21 protein-coding genes and 1 other RNA gene are annotated in these 23,125 nt (G+C 50.7%); 11 read left to right on the forward strand and 11 right to left on the reverse strand.

Annotated elements, in window-relative coordinates; genetic code table 11:
* Positions 1 to 4: 4 nt before the first annotated feature.
* The 8 genes from C2U43_RS10875 to ydiK form a co-directional block, all read right to left on the reverse strand.
* A complete protein-coding gene (locus C2U43_RS10875; RefSeq protein WP_008784596.1) occupies positions 5 to 1,600 on the reverse strand; it encodes an acyl CoA:acetate/3-ketoacid CoA transferase in 1,596 nt (531 codons plus the stop codon).
* Positions 1,601 to 1,755: 155 nt separating this feature from the next.
* Positions 1,756 to 2,514: a type I 3-dehydroquinate dehydratase gene (aroD, locus tag C2U43_RS10880; protein ID WP_048235496.1), complete on the reverse strand. Its 759-nt coding sequence runs from the start codon at positions 2,512 to 2,514 to the stop codon at positions 1,756 to 1,758.
* Positions 2,515 to 2,550: 36 nt separating this feature from the next.
* Positions 2,551 to 3,417: a quinate/shikimate dehydrogenase gene (gene ydiB, locus C2U43_RS10885; RefSeq protein ID WP_003836604.1), complete on the reverse strand. Its 867-nt coding sequence runs from the start codon at positions 3,415 to 3,417 to the stop codon at positions 2,551 to 2,553.
* 21 nt (positions 3,418 to 3,438) lie between these two features.
* Positions 3,439 to 4,674 carry an MFS transporter gene (locus C2U43_RS10890; protein ID WP_032943180.1) on the reverse strand — a complete coding sequence of 412 codons (1,236 nt, stop codon included), beginning with the start codon at positions 4,672 to 4,674 and terminating at the stop codon, positions 3,439 to 3,441.
* A 240-nt stretch (positions 4,675 to 4,914) separates the two neighbouring features.
* On the reverse strand, positions 4,915 to 6,135 hold the full coding sequence (locus tag C2U43_RS10895; protein WP_103285111.1) for an MFS transporter: 1,221 nt from the start codon (positions 6,133 to 6,135) through the stop codon (positions 4,915 to 4,917).
* Between the two features lie 48 nt (positions 6,136 to 6,183).
* Positions 6,184 to 6,540 (reverse strand): YdiL family protein, encoded by a 357-nt coding sequence (locus tag C2U43_RS10900; protein WP_008784601.1) that lies wholly within the window; start codon positions 6,538 to 6,540, stop codon positions 6,184 to 6,186.
* 157 nt (positions 6,541 to 6,697) lie between these two features.
* Positions 6,698 to 6,805: antisense sRNA RprA (gene rprA / locus C2U43_RS10905), an RNA gene on the reverse strand.
* Positions 6,806 to 6,988: 183 nt separating this feature from the next.
* Positions 6,989 to 8,098 (reverse strand): AI-2E family transporter YdiK, encoded by a 1,110-nt coding sequence (gene ydiK / locus C2U43_RS10910; protein ID WP_003832632.1) that lies wholly within the window; start codon positions 8,096 to 8,098, stop codon positions 6,989 to 6,991.
* A 213-nt stretch (positions 8,099 to 8,311) separates the two neighbouring features.
* On the opposite strand from ydiK, the gene ydiJ reads away from it, so the two are divergent.
* The 3 genes from ydiJ to C2U43_RS10925 all read left to right on the forward strand — a co-directional run bounded on the left by ydiJ (position 8,312) and on the right by C2U43_RS10925 (position 12,041).
* Entirely contained in the window at positions 8,312 to 11,368 is a 3,057-nt protein-coding gene (gene ydiJ / locus C2U43_RS10915; RefSeq protein ID WP_103285112.1) for a D-2-hydroxyglutarate dehydrogenase YdiJ, read from the forward strand.
* Complete coding sequence (gene menI / locus C2U43_RS10920) at positions 11,365 to 11,775, forward strand: 1,4-dihydroxy-2-naphthoyl-CoA hydrolase (protein WP_008784603.1); 411 nt, start codon at positions 11,365 to 11,367, stop codon at positions 11,773 to 11,775. The genes ydiJ and menI overlap by 4 nt, the downstream gene beginning before the upstream one ends.
* Before the next feature lie 77 nt (positions 11,776 to 11,852).
* Positions 11,853 to 12,041 carry a YdiH family protein gene (locus C2U43_RS10925; protein ID WP_003030540.1) on the forward strand — a complete coding sequence of 63 codons (189 nt, stop codon included), beginning with the start codon at positions 11,853 to 11,855 and terminating at the stop codon, positions 12,039 to 12,041.
* 66 nt (positions 12,042 to 12,107) lie between these two features.
* On the opposite strand, the gene C2U43_RS10930 is transcribed toward C2U43_RS10925, so the two are convergent.
* Complete coding sequence (locus C2U43_RS10930; protein WP_060682288.1) at positions 12,108 to 12,959, reverse strand: Vmh family MBL fold metallo-hydrolase; 852 nt, start codon at positions 12,957 to 12,959, stop codon at positions 12,108 to 12,110.
* A gap of 121 nt (positions 12,960 to 13,080) precedes the next feature.
* Between C2U43_RS10930 and C2U43_RS10935 the strand changes: the two genes are divergently transcribed.
* The 8 genes from C2U43_RS10935 to ldtE all read left to right on the forward strand — a co-directional run bounded on the left by C2U43_RS10935 (position 13,081) and on the right by ldtE (position 21,092).
* Positions 13,081 to 13,956, forward strand: a complete 876-nt coding sequence (locus C2U43_RS10935) for a LysR family transcriptional regulator (RefSeq protein ID WP_103285113.1) — start codon at positions 13,081 to 13,083, stop codon at positions 13,954 to 13,956.
* 488 nt (positions 13,957 to 14,444) lie between these two features.
* On the forward strand, positions 14,445 to 14,813 hold the full coding sequence (gene sufA, locus C2U43_RS10940; protein ID WP_003832645.1) for a Fe-S cluster assembly scaffold SufA: 369 nt from the start codon (positions 14,445 to 14,447) through the stop codon (positions 14,811 to 14,813).
* Between the two features lie 8 nt (positions 14,814 to 14,821).
* Positions 14,822 to 16,309 (forward strand): Fe-S cluster assembly protein SufB, encoded by a 1,488-nt coding sequence (gene sufB / locus C2U43_RS10945; protein ID WP_020996440.1) that lies wholly within the window; start codon positions 14,822 to 14,824, stop codon positions 16,307 to 16,309.
* Positions 16,310 to 16,325: 16 nt separating this feature from the next.
* Positions 16,326 to 17,072 carry a Fe-S cluster assembly ATPase SufC gene (gene sufC / locus C2U43_RS10950; protein ID WP_103285114.1) on the forward strand — a complete coding sequence of 249 codons (747 nt, stop codon included), beginning with the start codon at positions 16,326 to 16,328 and terminating at the stop codon, positions 17,070 to 17,072.
* The gene (sufD, locus tag C2U43_RS10955) at positions 17,047 to 18,318 is read left to right on the forward strand and encodes a Fe-S cluster assembly protein SufD (protein WP_032943209.1); all 1,272 of its coding nucleotides are present in this window, start codon (positions 17,047 to 17,049) and stop codon (positions 18,316 to 18,318) included. Before sufC ends, sufD begins: the two co-directional genes overlap by 26 nt.
* Positions 18,315 to 19,535: a cysteine desulfurase SufS gene (sufS, locus tag C2U43_RS10960; RefSeq protein WP_079933944.1), complete on the forward strand. Its 1,221-nt coding sequence runs from the start codon at positions 18,315 to 18,317 to the stop codon at positions 19,533 to 19,535. Before sufD ends, sufS begins: the two co-directional genes overlap by 4 nt.
* Positions 19,536 to 19,547: 12 nt before the next feature.
* Positions 19,548 to 19,964, forward strand: coding sequence for a cysteine desulfuration protein SufE (gene sufE, locus C2U43_RS10965; RefSeq protein WP_103285115.1), 417 nt, complete (start codon positions 19,548 to 19,550; stop codon positions 19,962 to 19,964).
* Positions 19,965 to 20,087: 123 nt separating this feature from the next.
* Complete coding sequence (ldtE, locus tag C2U43_RS10970) at positions 20,088 to 21,092, forward strand: L,D-transpeptidase LdtE (RefSeq protein WP_032943210.1); 1,005 nt, start codon at positions 20,088 to 20,090, stop codon at positions 21,090 to 21,092.
* A gap of 68 nt (positions 21,093 to 21,160) precedes the next feature.
* On the opposite strand, the gene lpp is transcribed toward ldtE, so the two are convergent.
* Positions 21,161 to 21,397, reverse strand: a complete 237-nt coding sequence (gene lpp / locus C2U43_RS10975; protein WP_003029373.1) for a murein lipoprotein Lpp — start codon at positions 21,395 to 21,397, stop codon at positions 21,161 to 21,163.
* Between the two features lie 309 nt (positions 21,398 to 21,706).
* Positions 21,707 to 23,119, reverse strand: a complete 1,413-nt coding sequence (pykF, locus tag C2U43_RS10980) for a pyruvate kinase PykF (RefSeq protein WP_003029366.1) — start codon at positions 23,117 to 23,119, stop codon at positions 21,707 to 21,709.
* Positions 23,120 to 23,125 lie beyond the last annotated feature (6 nt).

Here is a 23,125-nt window from a genome sequence, read left to right on the forward strand (position 1 = left end):
CCTTTTAATTGGCGGCGTCGGGTAATACAAAACCCATCGAGGCATCGATAAATAATCTTTCGTCCATCAGCTTCAGATTTGGCGAAATAATTGGTGTGAAATCCATCTTGTCCAGGATGTCTTCCTGTAAAGAGACTCCCGGTGCAATTTCGATTAAATGAAGACCATCTGCTTTTAACGTAAATACAGCGCGTTCAGTGATGTAACGCACATCAAGTCCACGTTCGAGAGCAATTTTTCCGCTGAAAGTCACTTCAGGTAATTCGTTGACGAATTTTTTCACCCGACCTTCCTGCACAATATTTAACTTGCCATCGGCAACTTCCGTTTTCAGACTTCCGGCAGTTAACGTGCCGCAGAAAATAATTTTTTTGGAGGTGGCGCTAATATCGATAAAACCGCCGGTACCCATGATTTTGCCATTGAATTTGTGTACGCCGACGTTGCCGTGGCGATCGACTTCGGCAAAACTTAAATAGCACACGTCCAGTCCACCACCGTGATAGAAGTCAAACTGGGAGGTCATATCCAGAATGGCGCGGGTGTTGACGTTGGCGCCGAAAGCAATACCTTGAGAGGTGATGCCGCCAATCGGACCCGTTTCGACTGTCAGAATAAAATCGTCAGCACAGCCTTCTTCGCGCGCGACGAGGCCAATGCCATCGGCAATGCCTACGCCAACGTTGCCGACCGCACCTTTGCGCATTTCAAACAGGGCGCGTCTGGCCACCAGTTTACGCTGATTGAGCGGCAGGGCAGTCTGTTGGCTGTCATCGAGAACAAAATCGCCAGAGATAAAGCGGTTAACCGGCGCGCCACCATACAGTTGCGTTTGGTCGGGGTCGATGACCACAATATCGACCAGATAGCCGGGAATACGCACCGATTTCGGATGCAACGTGGCTTTCTTCACCATCTTTTGCACCTGCATCATAACGATGCCACCGTTATTGTGTACGGCCTGGGCAATCACCAGCGCATCAAGATACATCACTTCATCTTCAAAGGTGGCGTAGCCTTCACTGTCGCAAGTGGTGGCGCGAATAAAGGCGATGTTTGGCGCAATGGCTTTGTAATACAGGTACTCTTTGTTATCAATTTCCACCAATTTGATCAGATCTTCGGTGGTCACTTCATTCAGCTTACCGCCCTGTTGGCGAGGGTCAACAAATGTACCGATGCCGATATCACTAAGGATCCCCGGCTGGTGAGCCGCCGATGCACGCAGGGTTTGGGTTAATACGCCCTGAGGATAGTTATAGGCGGCAATTTTATTTTGTTCAGCCAGATCGGAGATTCGCGGTGATTGTCCCCAGTGTCCGCATAATGCCCATTTGACTAAACCTTCCTGTGCCAGTGGGCTAATTCCCCGGTCGGCACGGTCACCCAAACCTGTAGGACTAATCAACGCTAAATTTCGCGGTGACTGTGAGTTTTTATATTTTTCAGCCAGTGCATTAATTAATGTTGTTGCTTCGAGAATACCCCCTCCAGCACCTAATACACAAAGCGTTGCTTCATCAGGAATATAATTGACTGCATCTGCAGCGGATAATACGGGTACCCGACCATCTATACGATTTGGCCTTGAAAATTTCATGTGAACTCCAGATTATATGCGTGCGACTACCTGTCGCTATATTCGACAATAATATTGTGAGTTATTTAATAACGCTTAATTACCGGCCAGATATCCGTGGTTAGACGAATATCTGGGGTAGGGCATTACTGATATTTATATGGATATATCTGTAATTAAGCCTGATGCAATATTGTCAATACAGTACGCAGGTCGGTGACCGAAATTTGTCCTGGTGCGGAGGCTTTTTTTACTGCCCCAAAGGTTGCCGCTGAACCGAAAACCTCACCAGACAGACGTGAAATCACCCCTGTTTTAGCCATCGACATGGTGATTATCGGGCGATCGGCATAGCGTTCTTGCATTTCCAGCGTGGCACTAAGCAGCGTCAGAACATCCGTTTTATTTTGCGGCATCAAGGCAATCTTGGGGATATCTGCACCCAGCTCCTGCATTTTACGCAGGCGCTGGACAATCTCTTCCGCGGCTGGTGTCTTATGAAAATCGTGATTGGACATTATCACAAAGACATTTTTCGCATGCGCATGCTCGACGGTCGCTTTGACCAGTTCGTCACCGGTAAACAGTTCCAGATCGATCATATCCACCAGACTGCTGTCTACCGCCGCGCGGTTAAGTGCAATATAGTGCTCGACAGACAGAGCCTGTTCACCGCCTTCTTTGGCGCTACGGAAGGTGAAAAGCAGTGGTTTGTCAGCCATCACATCGCGGATGGTGCGCGCAGCTTCCAACACCGCCTCAATGGAAGAGACATCGGCGAAATGGTCTACGCGCCATTCCAGAATGTCGAAATCCGCTTCGCGATAGGCCAGCGCTTCGCTTTTTACCGTTGCGATGTCTTTACCCATCAGCGAGACAATGATCTTCGGCGCACCCTCGCCAATAACGAGGTTTTTTACGGTTACGGTTTTCATTGATTACCCTTTAACTATTGTACAAATGCTTGCCCGTCAGGCGGCAAAACCCATAACCTGTTTCACATACTCCAGTGGGAAATCTTTCCCGGTCCAGAGCTTGAACTGTTCAGCCCCTTGCCACAACAACATGCCGTAACCATCAATTGTTTTGCAACCAGCACTTTGTGCCTGCTGCAATAATTTGGTCATATGCGGGTTGTAGACGCATTCGGTTACCAGCAGTTCCGGACGCAGCAGGGACGCGTCGGTCACGAGAGATTCATTTTCCAGCGGCTTCATGCCGACTTTAGTGCCGTTGGTCAAAATATCTGCGCTGGCAAGTGCGTCAGCAAAAGCCTGGCGATCGGCGAGATCGATAACGGTGACCACGCAGTCGGTGTTTTCATTGACGCGTTTGGCAAACTCCTGCGCTTTGGCAAAAAACTCATCCTGGCGGTTAAAGAGTTTAATTTCTTTGATGCCTTCAATCGCTGCCTGTGCACCAATAGCCGTCGACGCACCGCCTGCGCCCAACAGTACCATGGTTTTACCTTTGATATCGAAACCACTTTCCTTAATTGCACGAATATGGCCCGTGCCATCGGTATTGTAACCGCGCAGGTAACCATCATCATTGACGATAGTGTTAATTGCGCCGACCAGCTTGGCTGCGGGTGTTAATTCATCAACATACTCACATGCCAGCTGCTTGTTGGGCATTGAGACCCCGGTACCCCGCATCTTTAAGGCCTTCAGCCCGGCAATGGCATTAGCAAACGTTGAGTTATCAACTTCAAATGCCATATAAGTGAATGGCAATCCCGCTTTTTCTAATGCCTTATTTTGCATTTCAGGCGACAGACTGTGTCTGATAGGGTAAGCCATCAAACCAATCAGTTCATATTTAGCAGTTACGTCCATTTGATACTCCTTCTAAACAATTTATTGAAAATAACGCTCGCCCAACCGCACATCATTTTTGGGGATATCAAATACGCGGTAGTAACGAATAAAGACGATGATGGCGGTGACAAAAGCCAACAGAGCAAATGCAAGGTCCAGCAAAATAATGTATTGCAGACCAATGTTAGAGAGGTATCCGGTGATTAATGGGATAATAAAGTTGGCTACGCCACCCATCATCATATAAATACTGGTGACTTTGGCTTTGCTCTTGGGAAAGAACTCCGACATCACCGAAACACCGAGCTGTAAAATACCGCCAGCGGCAGAGAATCCAATGAGAAATGAACCGGCGTTACAAACCAGCGGAGATGGGTATAAATAGATCACGGCTGCGGTGATGGTTGCCAGTCCGGCGTTAAATACGTTTGCCCAAATAGGTCGTACCCATTTTTTCAACAATGCGGCAAAGATAAATACGCAGACCAACGACCCCATACTGTAGTAAGAGATTGTTTTCAGTGCGTCGGATTCTGCCATACCGGCAAAGGCCATCGCATATTTCGGCATCCAGACCACGATGACGTAAAAAGTCGAAAAGGCAGCAACACCAAACATGACGGATGCCACACCTTCCAGCCAGACCAACGGTTTACTGTTCATCTGTGGCAGATCTTTCGCGATGCCGGCATCCACCATCTGGCTGGGGAAACGACTTTTTAGCAGCATCAGGGTAATGACTACAAACAACGCACCTGGGATAATGACCGCATAACCGTACCAGATATGGTTGAGCAGCATGGTGCTGACGACGATGGGGTAGATCATCTGCCCAAACGAGACCATAGCTTTCACCAGGATAACGGCTGAGCCAGAGGCTTTAGGGAAGCATTCCATTAACGCCGGGTACCCACCGGTATCCAGTGCCGAGTTTGCCACGCCAACGCAAACGGCCAGAATAAAGGCAATCATCAGATTAGGGCTGGCGGGAATACCGAAGAAGAACAGTATATAAAGAATCGCCCCTAACAGAATGATAGCCCGACGACCAAATTTATCTGAGAGCACGCCAAAGAATAAGATGCTCACCAGTCGCCCCAGACCAATGCCTGAAATTAAATAGGCAATTCCTGCATTGTCGGTGGAAAACTTTTCTGCAAGAGAGGTCATATTTTGCGCCAGTGTAATGACGCTAATGCCGTGTAGGAAATAACTTAAATAAATACAGGTTATCGCCAAAAGAAATGGCGTATTAAAGGTCTTGCTTTGAGACATTTTCACAACTCCTTGCGGATTTTAAAATTGTTCTGTGCTCGTCGATATTGTTTAAATTGCGGCGACCTTGTAATTAATATACCGGGCAGCAGCCACAGAGCCTACATAGCATGGCGTTTAAGTTACCAGGTATATTGCATAACACACTGTGAAATTGAACTCTGCCAGCCGGTGTTTTGTTGATGTTTTAAAACATATGTCAATTATTTTGCAGAAGGGGGGAACAATATTGCATCCACGCTATTCTACGGCTTGTATCATTTTTAGCTGATGCTTTGACGCGATGTGGCTGCGATAACCAATAAACAACGCCAACAGGAACCCAACAGCAGCTATGCCAGTATCAAGCCACATGATGTGAGCAATACTGGTTTCTGAGAGTTTTGCTGTTATCAATGGAATAGTGAAGGTCGCAATGCTGCCCGCACTGTAGTAAATACCGGTCGCTTTACCCTTCGCATGCGGAAAGCGTGCGGCCATGAGCGTTAAACCGATTTGCACAACGCCCCCTGCGGAAGAAAAACCGATGACAAACGCAAAGATAATGACCACGTAGGGTGTCGGATGCAGACAAACCATCAGCAGTGCGACAAATGAGATAAACGTATACAGCATCAGCATCGATGTCGCGCGTTCTGCTTTTCGCGCCAGCGGGGCGGTGATCAGCACGCACAGTAGAGAGCCGCAGGTATAAATGCTTAACAGTTTGATAGATAACGTATAGGACATTCCTGCGACAAACTGTCCGTATTGCGCCAGCCACTGGCTTACCAGGTAAAATGTTGCCATTGCGATGTAGCCGTACAGGGTGTAACTGGCAAGGTCGAGCAGGGAGCAACGATGTTCAGGTTGTGCGGTTTCTCGTTCTGCAGGTTGTGCCCGGATGACGATATGAGGCCCGGGGTGTGGAGGAAACCGACAGCGAAACAAAAACACGCCGTTGAGTATCATAACGGCAGCCGCCAGCAGGAAGGACCAGCCAAACCAAAGTTCGGCCCACACCAGCAGGCTGATGATCATTGGCAGCAGGAACTGACCGCTGGAGACGAAGGCTTTTATCAAAATATTGGCCGTGCTGGGGGAGCGGGGGAATGCCTCCATCAGGCTGGGATAGGTTCCGGCATCGAGAAAACTGTTTGCCATTCCTGCTAAAAAACCAAAAGCATAGGCAAGAAAAATACTGTGAGTATTGATGATGCCAATAAAGAAAATCAGGTAGCAGGTCATACCAAGGATAATAAATGGTCTGCGACCGTAGCGATCGGAAAGCATCCCTGCCACTAATAAAACGCTTAAGCGGCCGATGCCGAGTGAGGAAATAACAATCGAGACGCCCGCAGCATTGGTTTGCCACTGTTGTTCCAGCGAAGACATATTGAGGCTCATCAGAATGACCCCCATACCGTGCACAAGGTAATTTAGGTACAGCCCTATCGCAGTGGAGAAATAGGTGTTTTTCATAATGTGTTACTCAGCGAAGAGGCTAAATAGGTATGGCGTTGCAATCTCTTAACACATACGCTCGAGATCGTGAGCATAGAGTTCAACAGCAGCCGACTGATAGATTTTCCAGTCGAGAAAACCATCGTGGTGATAAACCGCCTGAAAAGCGTTCAGATCGGGGAAAAAACGCATGGTGTTATTACCGATACGATTATTTATTTTGTCGATAATTGCATTAATTCTTAACTTCCTCCTTGCTTTCATTTCTGAACAAATGCGGATGATGTCTTCTGGAATTTCTCTTTCACCCTTTTCCCATTGCTGCCAGGCGGCAACATTGTTATCGCGCGCGATATACCTGGCGCTTTCTTCCACCGTCATAGCAAAAATATGGCGGATCGCCTGTAGTTCTAATGCGTTCATTATTTGGTCACTTCATAAAAGACGGTGGAATAGTAATAACATTGCTGTGGATATTTCTGCTTGAAGAGAGTCACAGTATTTTGTGCAATATTATTTGTTCCTTGACGGGGAAGATAATGTGTTGGTGCGTTAAGGTTGGTGGAGTGGCGCGCGAAGGACAAAAAAAAGCCCATCGTGGGAGATGGGCAAAGACTACACACAGCAATTCGTTGTTTCACTCAGGGGATTTCCATGCTTATAAATCAATGTGTTGATCTAAAGCCATGGCCTAATAGTAGGCATAGTGATTTTTTACGTCGATCAGATTCATCTCAATAGTTTAAAAACTGTAAAGAATTTGCGACACAAATGATTATTTTAAGAAGGACGAGGTTGGGTCTAATCCCGCAAGAGGGAGGATTGATTAGTATTGTTAAACAATCAGGCGGCGCTGCCGCCTGATGTTGGATTACTTATTGCGTTCGATTTCAGCAATTTCTTCGAGGATTTCATCCGGATTGGTACCTGGCGCAGGGGCTTCGTTTACCCAGGCGGAGAACAGACGCCAGGAAACGGCCAGCACTACTGGACCGATAAATAGACCAATCATGCCGAAGGCAATCAGTCCGCCGATGACTCCGGAGAGAATCAGGATCAGTGGCAAATCGGCACCCATACGAATCAGCATCGGTCGAATAACGTTATCCAGCGTTCCGACTACGCCGCTCCAGACCAGCAGAACCGTGCCCCAGGTTGAATCACCCGTCCAGTACAGCCAGATAATGGCCGGAATCAGCACCGGCAACGGCCCCAGTTGCACCAGACAAGACAGGATCATCAATACCGCCAGCAGCGTGGCGTAAGGTACGCCGGTTACCGCCAGACCAATTCCCCCGAGCACTGCCTGCACCAGAGCGGTGACCACAACGCCCAATGCGACGGCGCGAATGGCTTGCGCGGCCAGCAGAATGGCAGCATCGCCACGTTTTGAGGCAAGACGGCAAGCGAAGTGACGAATACCTAATGCGACCTGTTCACCGCGCCAGTACAACAGGGCGCTGAACAGCAGCATCAGACCACAGTGCATCATAAAGCGGCCGATATGCGCGGCCTGACCGACAAACCAGGTGGTGGTGGTACCGATATAAGGACGAACCTTGGCCATAATGGCCGAACCGCCCATATCCAGTAAACTGTGCCATGCGCCATACATTTTGGCACCCACCAGTGGAATGCTGTTCAACCAAGCCAGATCCGGTAGCGTCATATCACCTGCGGTTACGGCATGGATCAGCGGCCCGCTGCCATCGACGATACTGTTAACCAGCAGCGCGATAGGGATGATGAACAACAGCACTAACAACAGTGTCATCACCAGTACGGCAAGTGAACGACGTCCCCAGAGCAATTTTTGTAAGCGTAGCAGGATAGGCCAGGTCGCAATGACAATCGTACCTGCCCAGGCAAAACCGAGGATAAAGGGCTGAACAATCCAGAGACAGGCCACAATCAGGATGGCTAAAAACAGCACCGATAGCAGCACTTGTGCAATATCCCTGGGCTGACGGAAATTTACCATAAATACTTTTCACCTTTGTCTTTGCGCCAGAACGTTGACGCGACGTGAACACGTTAATCACACTCTATAATGATGAGCAATTTCAGCGGTTTTGAACAGGCGGATTCTGCCTGTAAATCTGCTGAGCGTATTAGAAAAAAATGTGATACAACAAACAAAGCAACACGCAAACGATTAAATTCACAACACAGACCGCAGGAAAGGGTCACTATAATGATTCCACAAATTTCTCAGGCGCCAGGTGTCGTTCAGCTGGTGCTCAATTTTTTGCAGGCGCTGGAGCAGCAAGGATTCACGGGTGATACGGCAACGAGCTATGCCGATCGTCTGACAATGTCGACGGATAACAGTATTTACCAGCTGCTTCCTGATGCTGTCGTTTTCCCTCGTTCAACCGCAGATGTGGCGCTAATCGCCCGTCTGGCGGCAGAACCGCTATTCTCGTCGTTGATTTTTACCCCGCGCGGCGGCGGCACCGGGACCAACGGTCAGGCGCTGAACCAGGGCATTATTGTTGATATGTCCCGCTATATGAGCCGGATTATTGAAATCAACCCGCAAGAAGGTTGGGTGCGGGTAGAAGCCGGGGTGATAAAAGACCAGCTCAACCAGTTTCTGAAGCCATATGGCTATTTCTTTGCCCCGGAATTATCCACCAGTAACCGGGCAACGCTCGGCGGGATGATCAACACCGATGCGTCCGGGCAAGGATCGTTGGTTTACGGTAAAACTTCCGATCATGTGTTGGGCATCCGTGCGGTGCTGATGGGCGGTGATATTCTGGATACCCAGCCCATGCCGGTCGAGCTTGCCGAAATGCTGGGTAAAAGCAATACCACGATTGGCCGTATCTATAAGACCGTTTATGAGCGTTGTCGTGATAACCGACAGCTGATCATGGATAAATTCCCGAAACTTAATCGCTTCCTGACGGGTTACGATCTGCGGCACGTCTTTAACGATGAGATGACCGAATTTGATTTAACCCGCATTCTTACCGGCTCTGAAGGTACGCTGGCGTTTATCACCGAAGCCCGCCTTGATATCACGCCACTGCCCAAAGTCAGACAGTTGGTTAACGTTAAGTACGATTCGTTTGATTCGGCGTTGCGTAACGCGCCGGTGATGGTGGAAGCGCGCGCATTGTCGGTAGAAACCGTCGACTCCAAAGTACTCAATCTGGCGCGTGAAGACATCGTCTGGCACTCGGTAAGCGAACTGATTACCGATGTCGCGGATAAAGAGATGCTGGGCCTGAATATTGTCGAGTTTGCCGGTGACGACGAAACCTTGATTAATTCGCAAGTCAGCGCACTCTGCGAACGCCTGGATGGGTTAATCGCTCGCCAGGAAGCGGGCGTCATTGGCTGGCAGCTATGTACCGAACTGGCGGGCGTCGAACGAATTTACGCCATGCGCAAAAAGGCTGTCGGTCTGCTGGGCAATGCAAAAGGTTCCGCGAAGCCAATTCCGTTCGCCGAGGATACCTGCGTTCCTCCGGAGCATCTGGCTGACTATATTGCCGAGTTTCGCGCGCTGCTCGACAGCCATGGTCTGAGTTACGGCATGTTCGGCCACGTGGATGCTGGCGTGCTGCACGTTAGGCCGGCTTTGGATATGTGCGACCCGCAGCAGGAAGTGCTGATGAAACGCATTTCCGATGATGTCGTCGCGCTGACGGCAAAATATGGCGGTTTGTTGTGGGGTGAACACGGTAAAGGTTTCCGTGCGGAATACAGTCCGGCGTTTTTCGGTGATGAACTGTATCGTGAACTGCGCAAAGTGAAATCGGTGTTTGATTCGCAAAACCGGCTCAACCCCGGCAAAATCTGTCCACCGGAAGACGTTGATGCGCCGATGATGAAAGTGGACGCGGTGAAACGCGGAACGTATGACCGTCAAATCCCGCTGGCCGTACGCCAGGAGTGGCGTGGGGCAATGGAGTGTAATGGCAACGGGTTATGCTTTAACTTCGATGCGAAAAGCCCCATGTGTCCGTCGATGAAAATCAGCCTTAACCGTATCCATTCTCCGAAAGGGCGAGCTACGCTAGTACGTGAGTGGCTGCGTCTGTTGGCCGATCGCGGGATCGATCCTGTGCAACTGGAAAAAGAGCTACCGGAGAAACGCGCCAGTTTACGCACGCTGATTACCCGTACCCGCAACAGCTGGCATGCACGCAAGGGCGAATACGATTTCTCGCACGAAGTAAAAGAGGCGATGTCAGGGTGCCTGGCGTGTAAAGCCTGTTCCACACAGTGTCCGATTAAAATTGATGTGCCGGAGTTCCGCTCACGCTTCCTGCAGCTGTACCACACGCGTTATCTGCGCCCGTTGCGCGATCATATGGTGGCGACCGTTGAGAGCTATGCACCGCTAATGGCGCGGGCGCCTAAAACGTTTAACTTCTTCATCAATCAGCCGCTGGTGCGAAATCTGGCTAAAAAGCACATTGGAATGGTTGATTTACCGCTATTGTCTGCGCCGTCGCTGCAACGCCAACTGGTGGGACATCGTTCTGCCAATATGACGCTGGAACAGCTCGAATTACTCAGCCTCGAGCAAAAAGCCCGTACGGTGCTGGTGGTACAAGACCCTTTCACCAGCTATTACGATGCGCAGGTGGTCGCTGATTTTATACGTCTGGTAGAAAAACTGGGTATGCAGCCGGTACTGCTGCCGTTTTCGCCAAATGGCAAGGCGCAGCACATTAAAGGCTTTTTAAACCGTTTTGCCAAAACGGCGAAAAAGACATCCGAGTTTCTTAACCGGGTAGCGAAGCTGAATATTCCGATGGTGGGTGTTGATCCGGCGCTGGTGCTTTGTTATCGCGATGAATACAAGCTGGTGCTGGGAGAACAGCGGGGTGATTTCCATGTGCTGCTGGCCAACGAATGGTTATCAAAAGCTGTGGAAACACAGCAGTCAGTCGCTGTTGGCGGTGAACCGTGGTACTTCTTTGGCCACTGTACCGAAGTGACGGCTTTACCGGGCGCGCCTGCACAATGGGCGGCTATTTTTGCTCGCTTTGGCGCAAAGCTGGAGAACGTCAGCGTGGGGTGCTGTGGTATGGCTGGCACTTACGGTCACGAAGTGAAGAATCACCAAAACTCATTGGGTATCTATGAGTTATCATGGCACCAGGCAATGCAACGATTGCCACGTAACCGTTGTCTGGCTACAGGGTACTCCTGTCGCAGCCAGGTTAAACGCGTTGAAGGTACGGGCGTTCGCCACCCATTACAGGCACTGCTGGAGATTATAGGATGATCTGGAAACGTGAAGTCACACTCGAGGCGCTTAATGCCATGGGTGAAGGAAATATGGTTGGGTTGCTCGATATTCGTTTTGTGCACATTGGCGACGATACGCTGGAAGCTACGATGCCGGTGGACCATCGCACCAAACAACCCTTTGGGTTGTTACACGGCGGCGCATCCGTGGTGCTGGCGGAAAGCATTGGTTCGGTAGCTGGCTACTTGTGTACTCAGGGTGAGCAGAAAGTGGTGGGCCTGGAGATCAATGCCAACCATATCCGTTCTGCACGGGAAGGGCTCGTCAGGGGCGTATGTCGCGCGTTACATACAGGTTCTCGTCACCAGGTGTGGCAAATAGAAATCTTCGATGAGCAGGGTCGATTGTGCTGCACGTCGCGTCTGACGACCGCAATTTTGTGATGCATATTGCTTTTGGTCATTATCTGCACAGGGAATGGTGTTATACTGTGCAGGTTTTGAACACAAGCGAGGATGATATGTCTACCCAATTAGACCCTGCCCAACTGGCAATAGAATTTTTACGTCGTGATAAAACCGATCTTTCACCGGCTCAGTACCTGAAAAGGCTGAAACAGCTTGAGCTGGAGTTTGCAGATCTGTTGGCGCTCTCTTCCACTGAACTGAAAGAAGAGATCTATTTTGCCTGGCGCATGGGCGTTCATTGATTCCGGTATGCTTATCGTAACGAAACCCCGACACGCGTTCGGGGTTATTTTTGCCTTAAATCTTCATTACCACTTCATCTCGCCGCTGTTAACCTTCGCACTTAGTTCCAGCGAGCTTACGTCTGCAAGGCCTGGCCATGCAGCCGTCATGGTTTTAATCACATAATCCGATCCTTTTTTCGCCCCTAGCGCCTGCTCAAACGACTGCAAATAGTCCTGGGTGAAGCGAATAGCTTTATCACCGGTTGGGCGGTCGCCAATGTAATGACCCGGGACCACCTGAGTGGGCTGCAAGCTCTGCATTTCGCTCAGTACGCTACGCCATGCACTACGTTGTTGTTCAGACTGTGTATCCGCCGTCCAGACGTGAATACCTGAAGCCACGCCTGTGCCGCCAATAATGGCCCGATTCGCCGGGATCCAGATATACGCTGCATAATCGTTGGTGTGACGCAGTTCCAGCGTTTCGCCATCAACCGTGAACTGCGTTTGCGTAGTCGCCTGCGGAACGGTAAGCGATGTTGGCGCGCCGTCCTTCATTTGCGGGCCCCAGAACTGCAGCTTGGCCTCTTTGGTGGCGCGGATATGGTCTACCACCTGCGGCGTTGCCAGGACTTTTACCTGTGGGAAGGCCTTAACGATGGGCTCCAGACCAAAATAGAAATCTGGATCGCCGGAGGTGATCACAATAGCCTTCAGCGTTTTACCGCTGGCGCGAATCATTTGCACCAGTTGTTCACCATCTTTGGTACTGAACTGGGCGTCAAACAAAATCGCCTCTTTTGGGCCAGACACCAGCGTCGAAGAAACCGGGAAAATAGCCTTATCCTGTGGATTATAGACGTCCAGCTGTAGCGGCGCGGCGAAAGCTGAAGACGCAAACAGAGGTAACAGCAGGGCCAGAGTTTTAACTTTCATACCAGGTAACCTTGTGCAGGAAATTGTCTTTTGATAGTTCCCGTATTTTAAGGATATTCGGATCTGTTAGAATTCCCTCATTAGGACATGCTGAGTTTCATAAAACGATCGGATGGGAACAATGGACAGAGTGATGGCGGCAACGGTATTCAACCATATCTGTGATTTGGGTAGCCTTAGCGCAGCCGCGCGTGCGTTGGGGCTTTCCCGTCCGATGGTCAGTCGTTATCTCGACGAGATGGAAAAATGGGCAGGCGCAAGGCTTATCCATCGCTCATCGCGTCGCTTGACGATCACGCCAGCGGGTGAAGAGGCATTAGTGAAAACACGTTCTCTGGCGCAACTTTCGCTGGATATTGGTGCCGCCAGTGCCGCGCAAATTCCCTCCGGCACGCTACGTGTAGCCTGCGCCCATTTTACCGCGATGCATATTCTTGCTCCGGTTCTGCCGACGTTTATGGCGCAATATCCGCAATTACGTATTGAGGTGGAGATCAATAATCAACCGGTAAGCCTTGTGGGGGAACGCATCGATGTGGCGATCCGCATAACGGATAATCCAGAGCCAGGGACTATTGCCCGTCGGTTGGGCGACTGTAAATCGGTGCTTTGCGCGTCTGCAGATTATCTGCATCAACATGGCACGCCTGAGACAATCGACGATCTCACACGGCACAATTGCCTGTACTACAGCGGTTTTGCCGGACAATCCTGGCACTTTTTGGATCCTCAGGGGCAGCCTGTCTCCGTTGCAATCAAAGGGAATTTGAGTGCAGGGATCTCTTCGCTGCTCTGCGAGTCGGCGGTGGCCGGAATGGGGATCGCGTTGGTGCCAGAGCTGGAGGCGCAGGAAGGGCTGGCGCAGGGAACGCTAATTCGATTACTGCCAGAACTTCAACCTAAATGCCTGCCGATTTATGGTTTATACCTTTCACGTGAACATCAACCCGCAGGGCTACGCCTGCTGCTGGACACGCTCAGTGAGGCACAGCGTTAAATATGTGATTGAACGCGTTTATAAAAGAGTCAAACCGCAATTAGTGTTAAAAAAAACTAATCGGTGTATGAGATTCTTCTTATCGCCCCTTCAAGAGCTAAGCCAATATGAGTGCCGGAGATAAGCGCCGGATGGGGCCGGAACCCTTAAGCCTGCCAACAAGCAGACTTAAGGGTTTTTTGTTGTTTGTTTATTATTTGAATTGTTTTTCCCTACCTTCATCCCCACCTATCCCTTAAATAGACATTTTCTATACATCTTTTGTCATTTGACCTGACTGAACGATTGGATTTTCATAATCCATTATTAATCAATGCATTGAACAAAATAATCCATCCCTGTAAACCCTCGCTGCAGGGTCTATGCTTAGTAAAAGTAGTCAAAAAGGGCGATTAACCCGAATGCCCCTGCTGTTGAGGGGTTGAAGTGATAATCATTATCACTAACATGGTGTTATAGCTTAAAAGCTAGTGACTCGAGGTAACTCTATGGAATTGCATTCAGGAACATTTAACCCGGACGATTTTGCCTGGCGTGGGCTGACGTTAACGCCAGCGGCTGCGGCGCATATCCGTGAACTGGTGGCAAAGCAACCTGACATGTTGGGTGTGCGTTTAGGCGTGAAGCAAACAGGGTGCGCGGGATTCGGTTACGTGCTGGATACCGTCCGCCAACCCGAAAAAGACGATCTGCTGTTTGAAACGGAGGGCGCCAGACTTTATGTGCCGTTGCAGGCGATGCCGTTCATTGACGGCACAGAAGTCGATTTCGTTCGCGAAGGATTAAACCAGTTATTTAAATTTCATAACCCGAAAGCCCAGAACGAATGCGGCTGTGGCGAAAGTTTTGGGGTATAGGCGGTACTATGTCTCGTAATACTGAAGCAACTGACGATGTCAACACCTGGGCTGGCGGGCACCTTAATTACAAAGAGGGCTTCTTCACCCAACTGCAAACCGATGAGCTGGCAAAAGGGATCAATGAAGATGTCGTGCGCGCGATTTCGGCAAAACGAAATGAACCCGACTGGATGCTGGAATTTCGCCTGAATGCCTTTAAAGCGTGGCTGACCATGGAAGAACCACACTGGCTTAAAGCGCATTACGACAAACTGAATTATCAGGAGTACAGCTATTACTCCGCACCTTCCTGCGGTAACTGCGATGAAACCTGTGCGTCTGAACCGGGAGCGGTACAGCAAACGGGCGCGAATGCATTTTTAAGCAAAGAGGTTGAGGACGCATTCGAACAGCTTGGCGTGCCGGTACGTGAAGGCAAAGAAGTTGCGGTTGATGCCATTTTCGACTCGGTATCGGTAGCGACCACCTATCGCGACAAACTGGCGGAACAGGGCATTATTTTCTGTTCGTTCGGTGAGGCCATTCACGATCATCCTGAGCTGGTAAAACAGTACCTGGGCACGGTTGTCCCCGGCAATGACAATTTCTTTGCCGCGCTGAATGCGGCGGTGGCATCTGACGGCACGTTTATTTATGTACCGAAAGGCGTACGTTGCCCAATGGAGCTGTCGACCTATTTCCGTATCAATGCGGAAAAAACCGGGCAGTTTGAACGCACCATTCTGGTTGCGGATGAGGGCAGCTACGTCAGCTATATCGAAGGCTGTTCAGCCCCGGTGCGCGACAGTTACCAACTACACGCGGCGGTGGTGGAAGTCATCATCCACAAAGATGCCGAAGTGAAATACTCCACGGTGCAAAACTGGTTTCCCGGCGATGGCAATACGGGCGGTATTTTGAATTTCGTCACCAAACGCGCACTCTGCGAAGGCGAAAACAGCAAAATGTCGTGGACGCAGTCGGAAACCGGCTCGGCCATTACCTGGAAATACCCAAGCTGCATTTTGCGTGGTGACAACTCGATCGGCGAATTCTACTCCGTCGCGCTGACCAGTGGACATCAGCAGGCCGATACCGGCACCAAAATGATCCACATTGGCAAAAACACCAAATCGACCATTATCTCGAAAGGGATCTCCGCCGGACACAGCCAGAACAGTTATCGCGGCTTAGTGAAAATCATGCCGACTGCTACTAACGCCCGCAACTATACCCAATGCGACTCGATGTTGATCGGTGCGGATTGTGGGGCACACACCTTCCCGTATGTGGAGTGTCGTAACAATAGCGCCCAGCTTGAACATGAAGCCACCACGTCGCGTATTGGTGAAGACCAGTTGTTTTACTGCCTGCAGCGCGGCATCAGTGAAGAGGATGCCATTTCGATGATCGTGAATGGTTTCTGTAAAGACGTGTTCTCTGAACTGCCACTGGAGTTTGCCGTGGAAGCGCAAAAACTTCTCGCCATAAGTCTTGAGCACAGCGTCGGTTAAATTTTAAGGAAAGCACATGTTAAGCATCAAAGATTTACAGGTCAGTGTGGAAGATAAGGCGATCCTGCGTGGGTTGAGCCTTGAGGTTCGCCCCGGAGAAGTTCACGCCATTATGGGACCAAACGGTTCGGGGAAAAGTACGCTTTCTGCAACTCTCGCTGGGCGGGAAGACTACGACGTCATTGGCGGGACGGTAGAGTTCAACGGCAAAGATTTACTGGAACTGTCGCCGGAAGACCGGGCCGGTGAAGGGATCTTCATGGCATTCCAGTATCCGGTGGAAATCCCTGGCGTCAGTAACCAGTTTTTCCTGCAAACGGCGCTGAATGCGGTGCGAAGTTACCGTGGCGAAGAGTCGCTGGATCGATTCGACTTCCAGGATCTGATGGAAGAGAAAATAGCGCTGCTGAAGATGCCGGAAGATTTGCTCACGCGCTCGGTAAACGTCGGTTTCTCCGGCGGTGAGAAAAAACGTAATGACATTCTGCAAATGGCCGTGCTGGAGCCTCAGTTGTGCATTCTTGATGAATCAGACTCCGGGCTGGATATTGATGCGCTGAAAATCGTTGCGGATGGCGTGAACTCGCTGCGTGACGGGAAACGCTCATTCATTATCGTCACTCACTATCAGCGCATCCTGGACTATATCAAACCCGATTTTGTTCACGTTCTCTACCAGGGGCGAATTGTGAAGTCCGGTGATTTTACGCTGGTCAAACAACTGGAGGAGCAAGGTTATGGCTGGCTTAGCGAACAGCAGTAACGTGCTGCAACAGTGGCACCATCTGTTTGAGACGCAAGGGGAGACACGCTCACACCATGCGCAGCAGCACTTGCAACAGATGCTGCGTCTGGGGCTGCCAACGCGGAAGCATGAGGACTGGAAATACACGCCGCTGGAGGGATTAACCAACAGCCAGTTTGTCAGTCATGTCGCTGAGATAACGTCAGCCCAATGTGCAGCGTTGTCGCCGACAATTGATGCTGTACGACTGGTGTTTGTTGACGGGCAATTCTCTCCGACGCTCAGCGACAGCACAGACGGTAGCGGTTTTGACATTACCATTGACGATGCGCGCCAGGCGCTGCCAGCGGCTATCCAACCGGAAGTGTTTTTGCACCTTACCGAAAGCCTGTCCCGTAGCGTAACGCACATTCAGGTGAAGCGTAACCAGCGCCCCGCGAAACCGCTGCTGCTGCTGCACATAACCCAGGGGCTGGCGGGCGATGAGGTGAATACGGCGCACTATCGCCACCATCTGGAGCTAGCGGAAGGCGCAGAAGCCACCGTTATTGAACACTATGCCAGCCTCAGCGAGCGTCGCCATTTCACCGGCGCACGCTTAACGATGAACGTCGCGGCAAACGCCCATTTGCGCCATATCAAACTGGCGTTCGAAAATCCGTTTAGTCACCATTTCGCGCATAATGACATTCAATTGGGCGCGGATGCTACTGCCGTTAGCCACAGCTTCTTGCTTGGTGATGCGGTATTGCGCCATAACACCAGTACGCAGCTTAACGGTGAAAACACCACGCTTCGGCTGAACAGTCTGGCGATGCCGGTGAAAAATGAAGTCTGTGATACACGGACCTGGCTTGAGCACAACAAAGGGTATTGCAACAGTCGCCAGCTGCATAAAACGATTGTCAGCGATAAGGGACGAGCGGTCTTCAATGGTCTGATCAACGTCGCCCAGCACGCCATCAAAACCGACGGTCAGATGACCAACAATAATTTGTTGCTCGGAAAGCTGGCGGAGGTGGATACCAAGCCACAGCTCGAAATCTACGCCGACGATGTGAAATGCAGCCACGGGGCGACGGTAGGACGGATCGACGACGAGCAGATGTTCTATCTGCGTTCGCGAGGGATCGGCCAGCAGGATGCTCAACACATGATTCTCTATGCGTTTGCCGCTGAGCTGACGGAAGCCCTGGGCGATGAAACGCTGAAACAACAGGTACTGGCGCGGATCGCCCAACGCTTGCCGGGAGGCGCAGCATGACATTTCCCATTGAAAAAGTACGGGCTGACTTTCCGGTCCTGACGCGTGAAGTGAACGGTTTACCGTTGGCGTATCTGGACAGCGCTGCCAGCGCGCAAAAACCCAATCAGGTGATTGATGCCGAGGCCGAGTTTTATCGTCACGGCTATGCGGCGGTCCACCGCGGTATTCATACGCTGAGCGCCCAGGCCACGGAAAAAATGGAAAATGTGCGCAAGCTTGCCTCGTTGTTTATTAACGCCCGCTCAGCGGAAGAGCTGGTGTTTGTTCGTGGTACGACGGAAGGCATCAATCTGGTGGCGAACAGCTGGGGCAGCAGCAATGTGCGAGCGGGCGATAACATTATCATCAGCGAAATGGAGCACCACGCCAATATTGTGCCCTGGCAGATGCTGTGTGCCCGCGTAGGGGCAGAGCTGCGCGTTATTCCGCTCAATGCCGATGGTACGTTGCAGCTGGAGACGCTGCCGACGCTGTTTGACGATCGTACGCAACTGCTGGCGATTACCCACGTTTCTAACGTGTTGGGTACCGAGAACCCGTTATCGGAAATGATTGAGCTGGCGCATCAATACGGCACAAAAGTGTTGGTGGATGGCGCGCAGGCGGTGATGCATCATCAGGTGGATGTCCAGGCACTGGATTGCGATTTTTATGTTTTCTCCGGGCATAAACTTTATGGACCAACCGGTATTGGCGTTCTGTATGCCAGAGAGTCGCTGTTGCAGGAGATGCCACCTTGGGAAGGCGGTGGTTCAATGATTGCGACGGTGAGTTTGAGTCAGGGAACAACGTGGGCCAAAGCCCCCTGGCGTTTTGAAGCCGGAACGCCAAACACCGGAGGTATTATCGGACTCGGCGCGGCTATTGAGTATGTTTCAGCACTGGGGCTTACTGAAATCAGCGAATATGAACAGTTCATGATGCGCTATGCGTTGGAGCAGCTGGCGGATGTGCCGGATTTGACACTCTACGGACCGGATAACCGCCTGGGTGTGATTGCATTTAACCTAGGTAAACATCACGCCTTTGACGTCGGCAGTTTTCTTGATAATTATGGAATAGCCGTGCGGACGGGGCATCACTGCGCTATGCCGCTGATGGCCTACTATAACGTTCCTGCTATGTGTCGGGCGTCGATTGCAATGTACAACACCCATGAAGAAGTGGATCGCCTGGTAACGGGCCTCAAGCGTATTCATCATTTACTGGGCTAACAGGGAGGCGTTATGGCTGCGCTACCGGATAAAGAAAAGTTGTTGCGTAATTTTCTGCGTTGCGCTAATTGGGAAGAGAAATACCTGTACATTATTGAGCTGGGTCAGCGTTTGCCGGAATTAAACGACGACTTACGCTGCCCGGAAAATAGCATCCAGGGATGTCAAAGTCAGGTATGGATTGTTATGAACCAGAATGGCGAAGAGATTATTGAATTACAGGGCGACAGTGATGCGGCAATTGTGAAAGGACTTATTGCCGTGGTATTCATTTTGTATGATCGCATGACGGCCCAGGATATTGTGAATTTTGATGTGCGTCCGTGGTTTGAAAAAATGGCGCTCGCACAGCACCTCACACCGTCTCGTTCACAAGGGCTGGAGGCGATGATTCGGGCTATTCGCGCCAAAGCCGCAACTCTTAGCTAAACTGATAAAACACGTTAACTTTCAGACCGACTTGAAAGCGTTCGTGTAAGGCAACGCAGTGACTCGTAAGCCGGATTGGGCGCTCGCCGCCGTCCGGCAAGAACGCCAGGGGGGTGAGTGAGTATGAAACGCGCGTCTGTTATTACGTTAATGCTAATCGGCGCTTACAGCGCTATTCAGGCCGCATGGGCGGTCGATTATCCTTTGCCCCAGGCGAACAGCCGCCTTGTTGGGCAAAACCAAACCTACACCGTGCAGGAAGGCGATAAAAACTTACAGGCGATAGCCCGTAAGTTTGATACCGCTGCCATGCTGATCCTTGAAGCCAACAACACTATTGCCCCCGTACCTAAACCCGGAACCCTGATTACTATTCCCTCACAATTACTGCTGCCGGATGCACCACGCGAAGGCATTATTGTGAATCTGGCGGAACTGCGTCTGTATTACTTCCCGCCGGGAGAGAATATTGTTCAGGTATTCCCAATTGGTATCGGTTTGCAGGGGCTGGAAACGCCGGTAATGGAAACCCGGGTTGGGCAGAAAATCCCGAATCCTACCTGGACCCCTACACCAGGCATCCGTAAACGCTCTCTGGAGCGCGGCATCACATTACCGCCTGTTGTACCTGCCGGGCCAAATAACCCGTTAGGACGCTTTGCACTGCGTCTGGCGCATGGAAACGGTGAGTATCTGATCCATGGAACCAGCGCGCCGGACAGCGTGGGCCTGCGTGTGAGTTCTGGTTGTATTCGCATGAACGCGCCGGACATTAAAGCACTGTTTGCTCAGGTCCGCACAGGCACGCCGGTCAGGGTGATTAATGAGCCGATAAAATATTCGATTGAGCCGAACGGCATGAGGTATGTCGAAGTGCATCGACCGCTGTCGCCGGAAGAGGAGCAAAACGTCCAGACCATGCCGTATGTGCTGCCAGCCGGTTTTACCCAGTTTAAAGATAATAAAGCGGTGGATAACAGTCTGGTGGAAAGGGCGTTGTATCGTCGCGCAGGTTATCCAGTCACCGTCACTGCCGGGCAAGCATCGGTCGCGAGCAATGGGCCAGAAGTGAAGTCTGCGCAAAATGGCGTGCCGGGAGGAGATGCTGAGGTGCGCGCTACGCAATAACAGGGAAGGGGAATTCAGAGCAAAAAAAATGGCGCACAATGTGCGCCATTTTTATTACACAGATACTATTACTTGCGGTATTTAGTAGCTGCGTTGTCCAGACGCTGGTTAGCGCGAGCTGCGTCATCTTTAGCAGCCTGAACGTCGGAACGCATTGCGTTCACGTCGTTGCTCAGCTGGTCAACTTTAGCGTTCAGAGTCTGAACGTCAGAAGACAGCTGATCGATTTTAGCGTTGCTGGAGCAACCTGCCAGCAGAGTAGAACCCAGGATTACCGCGCCCAGTACCAGTTTAGTACGATTCATTATTAATACCCTCTAGATTGAGTTAATCTCCATGTAGCGTTACAAGTATTACACAAACTTTTTTATGTTGAGAATATTTTTTTGATGGGAATGCACTTATTTTTGATCGTTCGCTCAAAGAAGCATCGAATTGTGCAAAAACGGCTAAAAACCCGAGTGAAAACAGAAAGCTTTCATCGGATTCATCTTAGATAATCACGGATTAGATAGTGAAATCCGATTTGATTTTTTATTAATTGTGGCTATCGATAAAATAAAAAAAGCGCCACCAGGGCGCTTTTTTAAGCAAATTAATTCGCGATGGAATTATTACAGCACGTGAACGGATGCGGTGTTGGTGGTGCCACTCGGAACCAGTGCACCAGAAACCATAACCACAACGTCACCTTTTTGAGCCAGACCGCTTTCCAGAGCGACTTCTTTACCCAGACGATAGAAATCATCGGTAGAGCTGATTTCTTTAACCACCTGTGCAACAACGCCTTTGCTCAGCACCAGCTGACGCGCGGTAGTTTCGTTGGTGGTCAGCGCCAGGATGGTGGCATCCGGGAAGTATTTACGTACTGCGCGAGCGGATTTACCACCCTGGGTTGCGACGACGATCAGCGGCGCGTCCAGTTTTTCAGCAGTTTCAACCGCGCCACGGCAAACGGCTTCGGTGATGCGCAGTTTGCGGCTGTCGTTGTTGAAGTCCAGACGGCTGGTCATCACACGGTCAGTACGCTCACAGATGGTCGCCATGATGGTAACGGCTTCCAGCGGGTATTTACCTTTTGCAGACTCGCCAGACAGCATTACTGCGTCGGTACCGTCGAGGATGGCGTTCGCTACGTCACCGGCTTCAGCGCGGGTCGGACGCGGGTTTTTGATCATGGAGTCCAGCATCTGGGTCGCAGTGATAACGACTTTACGTGCACGGATACATTTTTCGATGATCATCTTCTGCGCGAAGATAACTTCTTCAACCGGGATCTCAACGCCCATATCGCCACGCGCAACCATGATGCCGTCAGACGCTTCGAGGATTTCGTCGAAGTTGTTCAGGCCTTCCTGGTTTTCGATTTTGGAGATGATCTGGATGTTTTCGCCGCCGTGCGCTTTCAGGTGCTCACGGATTTCAACGACATCAGAACGTTTACGGATAAAGGACGCTGCAACGAAGTCAACGCCTTGCTCGCAACCGAAGATCAGGTCTTGTTTGTCTTTTTCAGCCAGTGCTGGCAGCGCGATGGAAACGCCCGGCAGGTTAACGCCTTTGTTTTCGCCCAGGTCGCCGTTGTTCAGCACTTTACAGATAACTTTGTTACCTTCGATGGCGGTAACTTCCATGCCGATCAGACCATCATCAACCAGAACGGTGTTGCCGACGGACAGATCTTTAGTGAAGCCTTCGTAAGTTACAGCAACGATTTCGTTGTTGCCTACGACAGATTTGTCGGTGGTGAAGGTGAAGGTCTGGCCCGCTTTCAGGGAAACGTCGTTACCGCCTTCCAGTTTGATGGTACGGATTTCAGGACCTTTGGTGTCGAGCAGGATTGCGGCTTTCTTGCCGGTTTTGCTCATGACGTTGCGCAAGTTCTTGATGCGCTGACCGTGTTCTGCGTAGTCGCCGTGGGAGAAGTTCAGACGCATGACGTTCATGCCCGCGTCCAGCATTTTGGTTAACATCTCTTCGGATTCGGTTTTCGGACCGATGGTGCAAACAATTTTCGTCTTTTTCATGACAGT

This window comes from Citrobacter freundii complex sp. CFNIH9, from assembly GCF_002903305.1.
Taxonomy (GTDB): Bacteria; Pseudomonadota; Gammaproteobacteria; order Enterobacterales; family Enterobacteriaceae; genus Citrobacter; species Citrobacter portucalensis.